17 protein-coding genes are annotated in these 15,558 nt (G+C 42.4%); 10 read left to right on the forward strand and 7 right to left on the reverse strand.

The features are described 5' to 3' along the window. Positions 1-2: 2 nt before the first annotated feature. Complete coding sequence (locus tag F9802_RS12950; protein WP_152152576.1) at positions 3-389, forward strand: hypothetical protein; 387 nt, start codon at positions 3-5, stop codon at positions 387-389. Positions 390-496: 107 nt separating this feature from the next. Next, entirely contained in the window at positions 497-1,204 is a 708-nt protein-coding gene (locus F9802_RS12955) for a DUF4306 domain-containing protein (protein WP_191991936.1), read from the forward strand. Between the two features lie 63 nt (positions 1,205-1,267). On the opposite strand, the gene F9802_RS12960 is transcribed toward F9802_RS12955, so the two are convergent. Continuing rightward, positions 1,268-2,656: a Mur ligase family protein gene (locus F9802_RS12960; protein WP_191991938.1), complete on the reverse strand. Its 1,389-nt coding sequence runs from the start codon at positions 2,654-2,656 to the stop codon at positions 1,268-1,270. Positions 2,657-2,967: 311 nt separating this feature from the next. On the opposite strand from F9802_RS12960, the gene F9802_RS12965 reads away from it, so the two are divergent. Then, positions 2,968-4,371 (forward strand): M48 family metallopeptidase, encoded by a 1,404-nt coding sequence (locus F9802_RS12965; protein WP_152152582.1) that lies wholly within the window; start codon positions 2,968-2,970, stop codon positions 4,369-4,371. Positions 4,372-4,393: 22 nt separating this feature from the next. Next, positions 4,394-4,798, forward strand: a complete 405-nt coding sequence (locus F9802_RS12970; protein WP_152152584.1) for an RDD family protein — start codon at positions 4,394-4,396, stop codon at positions 4,796-4,798. Positions 4,799-4,910: 112 nt separating this feature from the next. Here F9802_RS12970 and F9802_RS12975 read toward each other — a convergent pair whose 3' ends face one another. Further along, a complete protein-coding gene (locus tag F9802_RS12975; RefSeq protein ID WP_152152586.1) occupies positions 4,911-6,128 on the reverse strand; it encodes an MFS transporter in 1,218 nt (405 codons plus the stop codon). 25 nt (positions 6,129-6,153) lie between these two features. Further along, positions 6,154-7,029, reverse strand: a complete 876-nt coding sequence (locus F9802_RS12980) for a TetR/AcrR family transcriptional regulator (protein ID WP_152152588.1) — start codon at positions 7,027-7,029, stop codon at positions 6,154-6,156. A gap of 323 nt (positions 7,030-7,352) precedes the next feature. Here F9802_RS12980 and F9802_RS12985 point away from each other — a divergent pair, with 323 nt between their 5' ends. The 4 genes from F9802_RS12985 to F9802_RS13000 all read left to right on the forward strand — a co-directional run bounded on the left by F9802_RS12985 (position 7,353) and on the right by F9802_RS13000 (position 11,203). Continuing rightward, positions 7,353-7,907, forward strand: coding sequence for a biotin transporter BioY (locus F9802_RS12985; RefSeq protein ID WP_152152590.1), 555 nt, complete (start codon positions 7,353-7,355; stop codon positions 7,905-7,907). 43 nt (positions 7,908-7,950) lie between these two features. Further along, entirely contained in the window at positions 7,951-9,414 is a 1,464-nt protein-coding gene (locus F9802_RS12990) for an AMP-binding protein (RefSeq protein ID WP_152152592.1), read from the forward strand. Beyond that, positions 9,407-10,501 carry an acetyl-CoA C-acyltransferase gene (locus F9802_RS12995; protein ID WP_152152594.1) on the forward strand — a complete coding sequence of 365 codons (1,095 nt, stop codon included), beginning with the start codon at positions 9,407-9,409 and terminating at the stop codon, positions 10,499-10,501. Before F9802_RS12990 ends, F9802_RS12995 begins: the two co-directional genes overlap by 8 nt. Before the next feature lie 222 nt (positions 10,502-10,723). Further along, positions 10,724-11,203 carry a hypothetical protein gene (locus tag F9802_RS13000; protein WP_152152596.1) on the forward strand — a complete coding sequence of 160 codons (480 nt, stop codon included), beginning with the start codon at positions 10,724-10,726 and terminating at the stop codon, positions 11,201-11,203. A 32-nt stretch (positions 11,204-11,235) separates the two neighbouring features. Here F9802_RS13000 and F9802_RS13005 read toward each other — a convergent pair whose 3' ends face one another. The 3 genes from F9802_RS13005 to F9802_RS13015 are packed head-to-tail and all read right to left on the reverse strand — an operon-like array spanning position 11,236 to position 13,051. After that, positions 11,236-11,601: a 2Fe-2S iron-sulfur cluster-binding protein gene (locus tag F9802_RS13005; RefSeq protein ID WP_152152598.1), complete on the reverse strand. Its 366-nt coding sequence runs from the start codon at positions 11,599-11,601 to the stop codon at positions 11,236-11,238. A 12-nt stretch (positions 11,602-11,613) separates the two neighbouring features. Beyond that, positions 11,614-12,462: a family 1 encapsulin nanocompartment shell protein gene (locus F9802_RS13010; RefSeq protein ID WP_152152600.1), complete on the reverse strand. Its 849-nt coding sequence runs from the start codon at positions 12,460-12,462 to the stop codon at positions 11,614-11,616. 28 nt (positions 12,463-12,490) lie between these two features. Next, positions 12,491-13,051 carry an IMEF encapsulin system ferritin-like cargo protein gene (locus F9802_RS13015; RefSeq protein ID WP_152152602.1) on the reverse strand — a complete coding sequence of 187 codons (561 nt, stop codon included), beginning with the start codon at positions 13,049-13,051 and terminating at the stop codon, positions 12,491-12,493. Between the two features lie 258 nt (positions 13,052-13,309). Between F9802_RS13015 and F9802_RS13020 the strand changes: the two genes are divergently transcribed. Together F9802_RS13020 and F9802_RS19705 are read left to right on the forward strand one after the other, a co-directional pair. Continuing rightward, positions 13,310-13,870, forward strand: coding sequence for a GNAT family N-acetyltransferase (locus tag F9802_RS13020; protein WP_152152604.1), 561 nt, complete (start codon positions 13,310-13,312; stop codon positions 13,868-13,870). Positions 13,871-13,963: 93 nt separating this feature from the next. After that, the gene (locus F9802_RS19705) at positions 13,964-14,113 is read left to right on the forward strand and encodes a hypothetical protein (RefSeq protein ID WP_191991940.1); all 150 of its coding nucleotides are present in this window, start codon (positions 13,964-13,966) and stop codon (positions 14,111-14,113) included. A 209-nt stretch (positions 14,114-14,322) separates the two neighbouring features. Here F9802_RS19705 and F9802_RS13025 read toward each other — a convergent pair whose 3' ends face one another. Beyond that, positions 14,323-14,853, reverse strand: coding sequence for a hypothetical protein (locus tag F9802_RS13025; RefSeq protein WP_152152606.1), 531 nt, complete (start codon positions 14,851-14,853; stop codon positions 14,323-14,325). Positions 14,854-15,558 lie beyond the last annotated feature (705 nt).

Here is a 15,558-nt window from a genome sequence, read left to right on the forward strand (position 1 = left end):
CTATGGTGAAAAAACTATTGTCGCTGTTTGTCTTGCTTACACTTATCGTTGGCTGTTCGCCTTCTTATGATGAAACAGGAGGATATAAGGAGTCAACGATTAATAAGGATTTCCCTGTTCCTGCCAACGCTGAGCCGGGGGAAGCGAATTTTGGTAATCCAAATATAGAAAAGGGAGTAAAGTATAAATTAAAGAACATTGGAGGCGAGCAAGGGCTTTTGCCTCCTCAGCGGTATTTTCAGGAAATAGAGAAATTGGGGTGGAAAGAAGAAAAAGATAAACAGATGGGTTCCGTCCACTTTTTCAAGAAAGACGACACGGTGATAGCCGTCGAAATTGAAGAAAATTCCTTTGATTTATATCAGCTGAAAGAAGGAGCGCCCTATTAAAAAGGGAGAAATATATATGCTTATTAGAAAAGCGACATCCGCCAGTCTAGTTCAGCCGTTTATTAATGCAAGCAATGATCGAGGTATACTTCGAATGGAATGAAAAAATGAAGAAAACCGGGGAAGATTTTTATTTGAAAATCTGGCTGTACCATCCTCATTTTATTCACTCGCAAATTGTGATCACTTATAAAGACTGTCTTGATTTTTATGACCGTACATTTGATGCGAGTGAAAAAGAAAAGGAATTTCCCTACTCCAATTTTGTTGGTCTAGAAGAAGAAGTGCAGCTATTCGAATGGGATCATCGCATTGAAAGTCACCCATACTTAGAAAGTGAATTGACTGAAATGGTTGAAGGTGGATGCTTAAAAGTGAACGAGGAAACAAAGATTCGCGAACAATCTTATCAAACAAATCGCCTGAAAAATGATGAGGGGGAGTGGAAACACTCAGCTATTTTCACGAAACAGTTTAGCGAAGGTACAGTGAGTACGGGTGATATTTCTGCGCTTGATTATTTTGTTTACGCGGCTAAATTCAAACCAGCTTTTCCTCTGCTCATGATGATCAGCGGAGTATATCTTTTCATTCTGGCAGGCTTCATTTTGCTGAAACGCAATGATAGAAAGTTGGTTCTTTTCCTCGCGTTGGCAGGAGTGCTGCGGGCATGTTTAAGCAGCGTTGTTTCTCAATCTCCGACGGTCGGAGGGGCAGTTATGAATATGGCGTTGAAAAGTGGGGGAGTGTTGGTTTTTATTCTTTCTTTACTCGTTTATTTAAGGACCCGTTTAAATAAAAGGACGATGGCATAGGCTTTCTCAAAACGAACAAAGAAGGCGGGGATTAAGAAAGTTATTCTTAGTCGTTTCCCCCGCCTAGATATCTTTCTTTAAATATTGAATGATCTCATCAAATACTCCATCGTTGCCGCCGGTTTTAAAGTATAGAAGATCATTGGGCTGTAAGAAAGAATCGAGGAAGGCTTTCATTTCTTCTGCTTGAGAAAAATGATAGATATTTTCCTTTTTCATTCCTGCATGAATAGCTGCTCTTCCTATATCTTTTGTGATAAAGCCTTTAGTGATAAGTATGTCTATTCCTAATTCTTTCAGCAGCCGGCCTGCTTTTGCATACTCTTCAGCTGCATATATTCCAAGTGCAGCCATTCTTCCTAAGACGGCAATCGTCCTCTGTGTCGGCAATGACATTTTCTTTAATGATGATAAACCATTTTTTAAAGAAGCAGGATTTGATTTCCATGTATCATCAATAATAGTGACTTGATTCCGACCTTCAATGATTTGAAAACGGGAATTCAAATGGTGAAAAGATGCCAGCCTTTTTATCGCAGTGTTAATATTTATGCCAACCTCTATAGCTGCTGCGATAGAAGCAGTGGCATTGTAGACATTATGCTCTCCCATCCCAGGAACAACCCCATTATACAACTTACCTTTATAATTTACTTTAAAGTGCATCTTACTTTCGTTGAAAAGAATATCTGTTATGTTAAAATCGGCATTTTTACTTTTCCCATAAGTCACAATTTTCCCTTTGTATTTAGAAAAGTTCATGGACAAAATGTTTGGATCATCAACATTAATAATAAGTGTACCTTTATTATTGAGACCTTTCATTAAATTTTCTTTTTCTGCTATATAATCTCTAAATGAAGGGAAGTTATCTGTATGGTCGACATCAATCATGGTGATGATTCCAATATTCGGGAAGAAGTGTTTGCATGTTTCCATCATATGACCATATCCGGATACTGCTGTTTCTATAATAGCTATATCCGTTTCGTCATCAATTCCCATTAAATAAGGAAGGTTGAAATATCCGGTATTCTGGTTAGAAATTGTTGCTTGAACGGTAAAATCTTTTTGTAAAATATGTTTGAGCATTTCTTTCGTCGTTGTTTTCCCACAAGTACCGGTGACGGCTACAATAGGAATATTGAACAAATGCCGGTAGTAGGAAGTGAATTTGAAGAATGATCTCACCACATCGTCCACCATTATAATTTGTTCCGGTTTTAATTTATCCATATTTACAAAAGGAGCATCTGTTACTATATAAAAATCATCATAATCCTTATATTTTTTACCATCAAGAACCGTCCTTTTTCTTAACTGGAAATATAACGTATTATGGCCTGCATAAGATTTATTATGGATGACTTCAGAAATCGAGACGCCTCTATGAGCCTTATAGGGTCTTATCCCCATAGATGTTAATATATCCTTTAAGAATAGTGTTCTCAAGCTGCTTATCCCTCCTGTTAAGTTTTGTGAAGGATAGATACAATATATAGTATGCATGTACAAGCTTACTGATTAGGCATCTACATTGTGGCGATTCCTTTCTTACCTTAAAATAAAGCAGGAAATTAGGTCTTAATGTCCTGAAAATAACTGAAGAGAAACCGATAATAATATTATAGTTTTTTTATGGGTATATCCCAATGAATATTCCACTATATTCCTATAGTATTTTATTTCTCCTGCCTTTATTCTAAGATGGTGAGATTTGAAGCAACAGGTAAAATTGGTTGGAAAAGGAGCTAATAAAGTCTATGAATCAAGAAATACATCATAAGAGTCTCGTTCACAAAAATGAGAATAAATATTTTTGGCTCGTGCTCGCGGTAAGTGTCATCGCTTATGTTAGTTTAACGATTTCTGTCGTCGGTATTTTTATTGTGCTCGGGCTGTTTGCGGTTTCATTGTTTTTGCACGCACTGACGATTGGATACATTCGCACCAATGCGGTGAAGTTAACAGAGAAGCAGTTTCCTGATGTGTATCAGCAAACAAAAGAATTGTGTGTGAAAATGGATATTCCGCGTGTACCTGATGTGTATGTGATGGAGTCAGCGGGAGCTTTAAATGCGTTTGCTGCCCGTTTTTTCGGCCGGAATATGGTCGTAATTTATTCAGAAATTTTTGAATTGACGAAGCGGCAGGCAGACGATGAATTAGCATTTGTTATTGCTCATGAGTTGGCGCATATTAAGCGGAATCATTTGTCGAAAATGCTCTTTATTTTACCAGCGATGTGGGTGCCGGGCATTGCGGAAGTGTATTTGCGCGCTTGTGAATATACGTGTGACCGCTATGCTGCTTACTATATTGAAAACAGGGAAGCAGCGAAAAACAGCTTAACGATTTTAGCTGTTGGAAAAACGCTTTACGAGCAGGTGAACCGCGCGGAATATGTGAACCAGATCAACGAGGAAAAAGGTTTTTTTGTTTGGCTGAGTGAAATACTATCGACTCATCCGCCGTTGCCGAAACGAATACATGAAGTTGGCTCTTTTTTTGGGGAGACAGAACAAGTGTCTATCTTGAAAAAATCAACGAAACTAGTGTGGCTATGGGTGCCCGCCGCTTTATTGGCTTTTGGGCTGTTTGTGGCAGGCGGCTATTATGCGATTGAAAAGCTGGCCAGTTTTGCTTTCTCTGACGACTTTGACGACTTCGAAGAAGGTGAAACGATGGCGGAAGACACTCCACCGATTATTGAAGCAGTAGTAAAAGGAGATAAAGCCAAAGTCAGCTCTTTCATCGAAAAGGGAGAAGACATCGACGCGGAAGACAATCAAGGATACACGCCTTTGCATTGGGCAGTGTTGGACGAAAATAAAGAGATGGTCGAGCTGTTATTAAATGCTGGAGCTGATCCGAATTATGAAGATTATTATGGAATGACTCCTTTTACGGCAGCCGCTGATCGCGGAAATGCAGAAATGGTCAAAAGGCTGGCAAGTGCGGGAGGAGACCCGAATTATCAGAGTTTGGAAGATGAAACGAGTCCTTTATTTTACGGCGTATTCAGTGAGGATGCAGCAACAGTCGCTGTACTGCTGGAGCTTGGAGCTGACCCGAAACATAAAGACAGCGAAAACATGACTGCTCTTATGCATGCGATCGAATTAGGAAATCGCGATATTATTGATTTATTGAAAAAAGCAAGTTAACGAGAAAAAGGAGATCGACTAAATGATTACACAACCAGCAGGATTTTGGAGAAGATTGTTTGCCAATATTTTAGATGCAATTATTGTTGGCGTGCCTTTATCAGTGATAAGTTATTTTATTATGGGGAATTGGGATGAAAGTGCAATCACAAGCATCGGCAACTTGTTATATGCTTTAGTCGTACCAGTCGTTTGGGCAGGGTATACAATTGGAAAAAGAATTCTCGGCATCCGCATTGCTAAAGTAAACGGCGAAAAATTAGGTTTTGGAGCGATGCTCATGCGGACTATTGTCGCCGGACTCGTTTATGTTTTAACGTTAGGCATCGGTGTAATCGTCAGCGCCTTTATGGCTGGCTTGCGTGAAGATAAGCGCTCTATCCACGACTTCATTGCCGGCACGTACGTTACTCACGAAAAACCTTAATTTCTAAACGAAGCAATTTATGACCTGAACGCATTCAAGTAACTCAATTAAAATGAAAACCCGCTCATGCATTTGCATGAGCGGGTTTTCGTTCTTCACAGAGAGACGGCTTTTATCTCGCCGACCCAGGGTTATAAGTCGTATTCAGATTTTGTTTTTTCTTCATCCCGCGCGCCCATTTCATACAGATCACGAGGGTGACCATAATGATGGCTGCGCCGAATATATAAGGAAGAGCCATGTTGAAATCGAACAAGGCGCCGGCAAGTGCCGGGCCGACCATGTTTCCGATGCTCATATACGCATTGTTCATACCGGCAGCAAATCCTTGTTCGCTTCCCGCCATGTTTGACACGGTCGTATTGATGGCCGGGCGAAGCAGGGAAGCGGCAATAAAGAAAAAGGCGGACACGACGAGCACGGAAACAAAGCCAGTCGCAAACAGCAGGCCGATCATAGCGATAGCAGCGACAACGAGCATCGTATTCATGACGCGCACTTCTCCAAACAGTCTTAGTACACGGTCAAGAACGAATGCTTGAACGATGACGCCGATTAAACCGCCGACGACCATAAGCATGGAAATGTCAGCTGGGCTAAATCCAAATTTCACGTCTGTGTACAAGCTGATCGTTGCCTGGTAGTTCGCCAGACCGAATGAAAGAGTAAACATCATCACGAGAAGGATAAAATACGGCTTTTTCACGGAAAGAGTCATTTGTTTTAACAAAGAATCCCGTTTTTGAGGCGCAGCTGGAATGGCGGCACGCTCCGGTTCTTTCAAAAACAAAATCGACATAATCGCGGCAAAAGCGGCAACGGCGCCTGCAATGAAAAACGGAGCACGCAAGCCGAATGCGGCGAGAAAGCCGCCGATGCCGGGGCCAACGACAAAGCCGAATGACATCGAAGCACCGAGCCGGCCCATTCCTTTCGCCCGCGTTTTTGCTGTTGTAATATCAGCGACAAATGCCATCATCGATGGAATCATAAACGCCGCTCCGATGCCGCCGACCGCACGTGAAATATAAAGCAGCACGAGCTGTTGGGAGAAGGCGAATAAAAATTGGGATAAAGAAAACAAAATAAGCCCAAACACGATCGTTTTTTTCCGGCCCAACCGGTCAGATAAGTCTCCGGCGAGCGGAGAGAAAATAAATTGGGCAAAAGCAAAGGTGGCTATTAATAAGCCAAACGTTTTCCCGCCTGCTCCAAAATCATGAATAATGGTCGGCATGATCGGAATGACAAGCCCTATGCCTGTCATCACGATAAACATGTTGGCCATTAAGATGAGAAGGGGAAATTGTTGTATATTTTTTCGAGACATTTATTCAACCTGCTTTCTTTTCTAGTTAGATCAATGTAGTTGCTGGCATGTTAACGATCGTTTTTTCCAGTTCTTCTGCCAGTTCCGCTAAGTTCTCACTTTCTTTTAAATTGCGGATCATGCCGGATAAAACAGCCCGGCGCGGTTTCATTTCCATCAACTCTTTTTCAAGTATGTCTACAGATTCCACCATAATCGTTTCTGCTTGAGAAGCAGCAGCGGTTTCTTTCATTTTCCGCACAATGTGAAGCGGATGTACTGTTTCCTCCTGCCATCCTTCAGAAAGCTCTTGCATAAGAGGTGCCGTAAAAAATGGTTCAGGCTGTTTTTCTATTAATGTTTGGGCTGCGGCTTCCAGCTGAATAAACAAAAAATGAGCGAGTGCATTGAAGTCACAAGCCGTTCCTTCTTCTAGCACACCGCGCATATATGAGGTCAACATGCCTTTTAGCGTGGCCGTTAAATCTGCTGCATAAGGAGCGGCTTCCTGGCCAAAGACCGACACAATACTTTTTCCAGTTTTACGGACCAACTTGGCGTTTTCGTGGCGCACGAATTGATTAAGTGATTTGTCCTCCAGTCCTTTAATTTCATTCATTTGCATAAGAAAAAACTCCTGAAATTCGCAGTAATGGCGAATGCGGATCGCGATTTCACGGATAAAAGCTTCCTGTACCGTGTCACTGTCTTTTGCCGATGAGGCAATCTGATCATTCAACAGCTGATAATAATAAGAAAAAATGTCTGACAACAGCTCTTCTTTTGATTTGAAATGTGTATATAAGCTTCCTTTTGACACACCGCAAACATCTGCAACCTGCTGCATGGACGTTTGATGAAAGCTCGTTTTTGAAAAAAGCTTCATCGCAGCGATAAGGATCTTTCTTTTCTTCTCGTTCATTACGCACTCCTAACCAATCGGTTTTTTATTTGACCATTTGGTCATTGTTTATAAATTGTAACATATCTCTCGGATACTTTCACGCAAAAAATTTCGATAAGCGAAGTTTTTTTACACTATCTTATAAATGTACAGGCTGAGCGCGCTTCTTTTTATTATTATATGGTCAGCTAGAGCTCCTTTATCCAAAGACGGAATACGCATAAGAATCAATCATTAAATCAATATGTAAACCTCTTTATTTTTAAGTTGACAACACTCTCGCTAGATTATAAAATGACAGTGTTTTCAGATATTAAAATCAAAGGGGCGAGGGAGATTAGATGAAAACAAAAGATATTACATATGTTGCTTTATTTGCAGCGGTTATGGGGGCATTAGGGATGATACCGCCGATTCCATTGTCGTTTACTCCGGTACCGATTACACTGCAAACGTTAGGAGTCGTTTTAGCCGGTGGAATTTTAGGAGCGCGGCTCGGTTTCTTAAGTCAAATGACGTTTTTGCTGCTTGTGGCAGCCGGTTTGCCGCTTCTTTCAGGCGGGCGCGGAGGAATTGGCGTGTTTGTCGGACCGAGTGCCGGTTACTTGTTCAGTTATCCAATTGCTGCCGCCTTACTCGGTTTCATACTTTCCCGCTTCCGGACGTTAACACTTAAGAAAGTTTTGTTCGTTAATTTGACAGCCGGCGTGTTTACTCTTTATTTATTCGGTATCCCGGTGCAAGCTTTCATTATGGACCTTCCGTTAGTTCATACGATTAAAATCAGCCTGATTTATATTCCGGGCGATTTGATTAAAGCGACGGTTGCTTCTTATTTAGTATACAAGCTGCGGAAATCTACTGTAGTTTCAAGGCAATTTGTCAAAGCGAGTTGAGACACATGACGTGTCTCTTTTTAAAAGAAAGGAAGATTCATATATGGCGTCCATCACATCCGTTTATTCCAATCACGCGAAAGATCATCCCTGCCGGACCGCTGTAAAAACGTCCAATCGAGAAGTGAGCTGGCGCGAGTGGAGTGAACTAATTCATCAAACAGCCGGCTGGTTCCAGACTAAACATATCCCGAAGAAAACAGTGGGAATTTTCATGGGCAATGGACTGCCGTTTTTGCAGCTGTTTGCCGGAGCAGCTGCAGCAGGATGGACGGCTGTTCCGTTAGATTTAAAATGGAGCGGTGACGAACGGCAAAAGAGGGTTCGTATTTGCCAGCCGGCTATTATCGTGACGACTCGTGATTTATATGACAAAATCCAATCCATTCACCCGCACGTTCTCATTTGGGAGGATGTTTCCGGGGAAATATATCAAATCCAGTCCAATTCAGCAGAAGAAATTAGCGGAGACGCCCCTTTTTACATGGGGTTTACGTCTGGTTCAACGGGAGAGCCGAAAGCGTTTATCCGCTCCCAAAAGACTTGGACTGCCAGTTTTCAATGCAATAAGCATGATTTTAGACTCGGCGCAGATGAGTATGTGCTTGTGCCAGGTGCACTCATTCACTCCCACTTTTTATACGGAGCGATCAGCACATTGTTCCTTGGCGGCACCGTTCATTTGCTGGACAAGTTTTCTCCAAATGAAACAATGGGCGTAATGCTTGAACATCCTGTGACCGCGGTGTATCTCGTGCCGACTATGATGGAAGCGCTGTTAAAAGAGACAGGCATTGTGGAGAAGAAAATAACGTTTATTTCATCAGGGGCCAAGTGGGAAAAAGAGTCTAAGAGACGGATAAGAGACAAGTTTCCCAATTTAGATATGTTTGAGTTTTACGGAGCAGGCGAGCTGAGCTTCGTGACAGCTCTGTCCAATAAAGAAAATAGCGAGAAACCTGAATCCGTTGGCAAACCTTGCTGCGGCGTTGAGATCCAAATCCGCAAAGCTGACGGGGGGCTGGCAGCTCCATATGAAACAGGAAAAATATATGTAAAAAGCGGGATGGTTTGTACAGGTTACTTGAGCGAAAGGGGAGTGCAGACGATCCAGGATTCGGCAGGCTGGAGCACGGTGGATGACATGGGCTGCCTCGATGAAGAGGGATATTTATACATAGCAGGACGGGAAAAAAACATGATTTTATACGGCGGCATTAATATTTTTCCTGAAGAAATTGAAACGGTTTTATCGTTGCATCCCGATGTGGAATTGGCTGCTGTATTTGGCGTAAAGGACCCTTACTGGGGAGAGATTGTCACAGCCGTTGTAAAAGGCAGTGCGAGTAAACTTGAGCTGAGAAAACTTTGTAAAGAAAAGCTGGCTTCTTATAAAATTCCGCGAAAGTGGTTTTTTACAGAAGACATCCCGCTGACAGCCGGCGGAAAAATTGCTCGTGCCGAGTTAAAAGAAAGGCTGGTAAAGGAGGTGATTTCTCATTCGTAAAGCCGTCATTGTGAAAGCGAAACGAACACCGCTCGGAAAAATAAATGGCATGCTTCATACGCAGCAACCGCATGAATTGGCGGCGCCTTTGCTGCAGCACCTCGGGGCAGGCATCGAATCTGAAATTGATGATGTTATACTTGGCAATGTCGTTGGACCAGGAGGAAACGCAGCGCGATTATCTGCTTTACAGGCAGGACTGCCATTATCCGTTCCAGGATTAACGATTGACCGCCAATGCAGCGCCGGACTCGAAGCGATTCGGCTGGCATGTTATTTCATTCAAGGCGGAGCGGGCCGTACGTACTTAGCCGGTGGGACAGAAAGCACGAGCACGTCTCCTTTTCCAGCACGCGCCCGATTTGCTCCTGATAGCATCGGTGACCCGGATATGGGAATAGCCGCTGAACATGTCGCCAAGAGATACCAGATTACGAGAGAAAAGCAGGATGAGTGGACGAAAATCAGTTATGAGCGCAGCTGGGAAGCGTTTGAACAAGGGGTATACGACCAGGAAATTTTCCCAGTTGGATCATTACAAATGGACGAAGAATTCTTCCGAAAACGCGATATAGAAAAGCTCGCTAAAAGAGCCAAAGCTGTTTTTCAAAAAGACGGCACCGTGACTGCGGTGAATAGCTGTGGCATTCATGACGGTGCCAGCGCCGTGCTCGTTATGGAAGAAGAACAGGCGTTGGAACATGGCTTGCAGCCTGTCTTGCGGTTTGTCGACAGCCAAGTTTCCGGGGTGCATCCTCATTACCCTGGCATTGCGCCGGTCCCGGCTATTAGACAGCTGCTCAAGCGTAATCACTTAACGATGGAAGACATTGATTTAATCGAAATCAATGAAGCATTTGCGTCTAAAATAGCGGCCTGTGCACAGGAGCTTGGCATTCCGTATGAGAAGTTGAATGTCCGGGGAGGAGCACTCGCTTTCGGGCATCCGTATGCAGCATCCGGTGCGATTTTAGTCACCCGGCTGTTTTACGAAGTGCAAAGACAAAAGCAGGCAAAATATGTGCTCGCTGCCATCGGAAGCGGCGGCGGAGTCGGGATCGCTGTCTTGTTTGAGACTGTACGGTGAAAAAAGTAAGTACTAGAATCAAACCGTTGTAAAAGAGATAATTTATAAGAGATGTATCGTCAATCGGTGTGTTAATCGTGACGGTACAGCTCTTTTTTCATGGAGTGAAACGAATCAACTTTCTGAAAATTTTAAAACAGGCTAAAAAAACCAATTGACAATGATTCTCATTTTCTTTACAATGAGATTAACACAACCATAGATCGGAGCGGGGGGAAGAATATGTTTAACATGTTGCACGGATTAAAAGATATTCACACGGTTATATCAAACAGGCGCAAAATTGGCGGAGTAGCGGAAGCGGGCACGATTCAATTGTCATCAGGCGAAGTGTATGATCATCCGGTATTTACGAATGTTGACTTATCAAAAGGGCAATATGTTTCCCTCTGCTTTATCGATGAAAACGGAACGAATATTATGGCGCATGTCGATCAAATCGCCTTGATCAAAGGACTTGAGCACAAGTTAATTTGTCAGCTGAACAATGCGTACGTCAAACAAATGCTGCTGCAGGATACGGTACAATATTTACAAAAGCTATGTGAAATCAATGACGGCTTTGTCACTCATACATTTAAAAAAGAAGCATTGCAGCTCGTTCGCGATATTAGCGTGAATGAACTTAAAAAACATAATGTATCGCTGCCATTTCCGATGGAAGAAAAGCTTGTTCATATAAGCGACCGGCTGCACGCATAAAAAAACGAGGTTCCTCAAGGAACCCCGTTTTTTTATAACATATTTGCCTGGCACGCTAAACGGCAGCCGTCGGTTAAGGCGTGCTGCAACTTTTTTTGCTCTTTTTCATTTGGCGGAGACAATAGTAAAGCGCCTTCGGTTATTTTTACTGTACAGACGCCGCACGTGCCTTTTCGGCATTTAAAGTTGATGGCTTGGTCTTGTTTTAACGCCTCATTTAATAAATTGCCTTTCACATGTTTGATGCGGAAGGTTTGTTGGTTTTGCTGCAAATGAATATGCGCATCCTCTTGTACGTTTTCAGGTTGTTTGTCTTCAGGCTGCTTCATAATAATAGCAGTGTCAGTATTAAGTTGATTCGGAAGCAGAGAGCCGACGGTAAATTTTCGGTTATCCATAGTATCCGGACCTTAGTCCTTCGGATCAACGAGTGTGCAAATTGCCGATGGGCGTTTAATGCGCAGCACAACTGTTTCATACACACGGAACGGATGATTCATTCCTTCTTCTCCTAAATAAGCTGTTTCAAAGTCTTCAGAAACCGCCAAGTCCAAATTGTTGCGTCCAGTGTTTACAATCACGCCCGTTTTTCCTTTTAAGACAGGGGATTGGAACACGCCGTCAGTAATAAGTTCGCGGACATGTTCTATTTCCAGTACATTCGTATCTTTATGTACGCGATGCAAAAGAGAATACAGCTCAGGTGATAACACGAGTGCGTACGGTCCGTTATGGTTCATTTCCAGCAATTTATTCCTAGCGTCGACAATATCTTGAAAAGCGCTTCCTGATTCGTACCAATTGCCGATTAAATGAGTTAATCGTCCTTTTACATTCATCAATCCTGGAATATCAAACTCTTTTGACCCGTGAAAAATCATTTGATCCTCTAAAATGGCGACATCACGAGCCGCATTAGCCGCAACCGAAAAATCGATCGGAATATCGAGCACCTTTGTCTGTTCCAAATCGCGCCAGTACAAAACAAAATCTTTGTACAGCATTGGAATCGTGTAATTGACTCGTTTACTAGATTCAATTTCGGGATCGAATGCACTTTGAAAAGCCATTTTTGCTTCGTGATTCTCAACGAAAATATCATTAGAAACACTTTGAATGCCTCTTCCGAGCGGACCGTACAGTTCAATAAAGCGGCGTCCGACGAGCTGTCTCCGCGCGGCATCGATAACTGTTTGATCTAATGATGCGAAGTCTTGATCTGTCAGGGGTGAATCTGGATACAATTGAGATTTAGTCATTTCATATTTCCTCCTATTCAGTCGTTTCCTAAATTAAGCTTCCAACGGTAAAGCCTCTTCGTTTATTCGGCTCGTTTGCTGCCGGGGGAGTACCTGGTGCAGCTAAATGGTCATGATGTTCATCATGGTGGGCATGCGGATCTACATAATCGTGGTCAAACCGCTCGTTGATCGCTGCCAGCTTCTCTTTTACATACTGATAGCCCTCATAAGCATCGGCTCTCAATTTGTTCAATAACGTGCTCCGTTCCTCATCTGTAAATGAAAAGAGCGCCAAATCCAAATGTTCGACGAAATTATGCAAACCGAACTTCTCAAGATTCAGTTCTTGTAAAAGCCGGTTAAATTCATTATTGTTTGGAGAAAAATCTTTCTCTTCTTTTTCTGTTTGAAATTTGTTGATCAGCGGGATCAATACATCAAGCCGGGACAGCCGCTGTTCTTCCTCTTCATAAATATGGTGGTAATACAGCCGTTCATGATCATCTTTTGCATGTTCAATGACCGGGTCCAGCATGCTCATGAACCGTTCAATCGCATCTTTCGTAGTCGTGAAAATTTGATAAAACAAAGCCAGTTCTTCCTTCACCTATGACACCCCCTAATTATCGAATAATTTCCAGTATAACCAAAGTATTTTATTTTATTACTTATTTCATTTATTGTCCTCACCTGTAATAATATTCCGAATAGTACACCATGTCAATTTCCCTGTTTTCTTGATAAGAAAACTCGTAAATGAGATAATTTTAAAGTGTTGACTTTCCATATTTTAGGTAAATTGTGGTTGTTGTAGGACGAACAGAATGAGCAGAGAAAAATAGATACGTCATGGAGGGGAATATGGTTGAAGCCGATTTTGTTAGAGTTTCCAACTGAGTTTTATTCTAAGCGACTGCAAATTAGACTGCCGAAACCGGGCGATGGACGAGCCATTCACGAAGCAATTGAGGCTTCGAGAGAGGAATTAAAAATGTGGCTGCCATTTGCCTGGCAAGTACAAACAGAAAAAGAAATGGAAGCGAATGTAAGAGAAGCGCACGCAAAGTTTTTAACAAGGGAAGATTTACGCTATCATATTTTTCTAAAAGACACCGGAGAATTTGTGGCTTCATCAGGCTTGCACCGAATCAACTGGGTAGTGCCTAAGTTCGAAATCGGCTACTGGATTGATACCCGCTTTAGCGGGCAAGGCTACATGACTGAAGCCGTTAAAGCAATCACAGGCTTTGCCTTTAACGAGTTGAACGCCCGCAGGGTTGAAATTCGCTGCGATGAAAAAAACAGCAAAAGCCGTGCCATTCCAGAAAAGCTCGGGTTCCATTTAGACGGTATTTTATTTCATGACGACTTGTCGATCGACGGGAAAGAAGTAAGAAACACATGTATTTATTCGAAAATACGGTAGTGAGCGAGGCGCGCGTCAAAAACAGCAGACTTTGCATAATGCGCAGGCAGGCGGGCAAAATAAAGGGCAGTTAAATGAAAGGAGCCGATTGTAATGAGCGCATTTGAACAGTTCCCCGTTGCCGATTTAAAAGAAAACCACCTTCAAAAAGTGCAATCACTGGAAAACGAATTAAGACAGGAATTAGGCGAAAATATCGTGCTGATTGCTTACGATGAAGAAGGAAACGGGCAAGGGAAATAGACCGCAGCTAAAGAGGGGTTTTTATCGTTACGGAAAAGTCGGATTTTTAAACAAAGAGCCTCTAGATAAAGAGGGATGAAGTTTCACAAAGCCATTATTAATCACAAAAAAACAGCCGCTAGATCAAACTAGCCGGCTGTTTTCATTTTTACCGTTGGGGGATTATAGAAATCTTTAATTGTACTACGACTAGGTAGGAAAACTAGGGCTTAAACTCCGCCTCCCCCTCCAGCGGGTGGTGTTGTAGTTGGGAATGTGACTGTTGTAGGGATAGTAGGTGTTTCACAACGATCTGGATTTACGTCTTGAAGGCAGTCAAATGCATGATGATTTGTTTTTGCAATAAGCGGACGAACAACAGTAATCGTTGTGCGTAGGATAACTTTAACTACCGCGACATCAACATCCACCAAACCAGCAATAGTAGCTCCTAGAATAGGTTGAACAAGGGTGCCTTCTACTTGAAGAGGTGTTTCTATTAATGTATCCTCAGGGCATGCTCCGGGGCAATCCGTATGCTCTTGGAATTGCAGAGTAAATGGTAAACCAACCGCACCTGCTACACTAATAGTTACAGGAACAGTCCCCATATTAACGACTTTGTCTCTAAGGATAGTCGCGTTCTGGACAATACCAGCTGTATCTACTGTAACTGTGATAAGAGGAAGTGGTGTTCCTGGTACAGGAGTAATTCCTAGAGCAGCAAGAGGGATGACTGCTTCTGCTACTTTTTGCACCATCTTCGAGCAGACCACTGAATTGACTAAGACGCAGTCGCTGTTTAATTCTACTGGTCTCATTTCTGGTGATTTAAATTTGCACACGCAATGCGAATGCTTAGACCCGCAAGACCCACACGAAGAATCATCGCGTTTATGGTCATGGTCTTTACAATCATGGTGTTTATTACCATCATTGTGTCTCACAACAGGCTTACATCGATTTCCAGAACCCCATCGATTACTAAGTGACATAAAAACACAATCCTTTCATATAATATTATTTTTGTAAACGAATTCGAAATGAATCATCAAAGTGTCCAACAGCGTGATGAGTTGTATTTCAGAAGTAGTTTACATGATATCTTATGAAAGAAGAGGAATGGTCGCTTGGACAATCGCACATCTTTCATAAAATAATCAGACGATCCAACAGCGTGATGAGTTGTATTTCCGAATTAGTTTACATGATATCTTATGAAAGAAGAGGAGTGGCTGCTTGGACAATCGCACATCTTTCATGAAAGATAGAATGTAACCCGCTAACTATTTTAATACCGCTGGGGAACAGTATAAAAGAAAGCACATACACTGTTAGTGATTAGCAAATAACTAATCATTTTCATCCTTCTGTTTAGAGGCCCGATCTATCTCTCCTCGGGCCTTTTTGCCGGTAAGTTAGTTGGAGAAATGTTAAATTTTACAAAAAGCACCTCTATTATTTGA

Source organism: Bacillus aerolatus (assembly GCF_009183655.1).
Lineage (GTDB): Bacteria > Bacillota > Bacilli > Bacillales > Domibacillaceae > Pseudobacillus > Pseudobacillus aerolatus.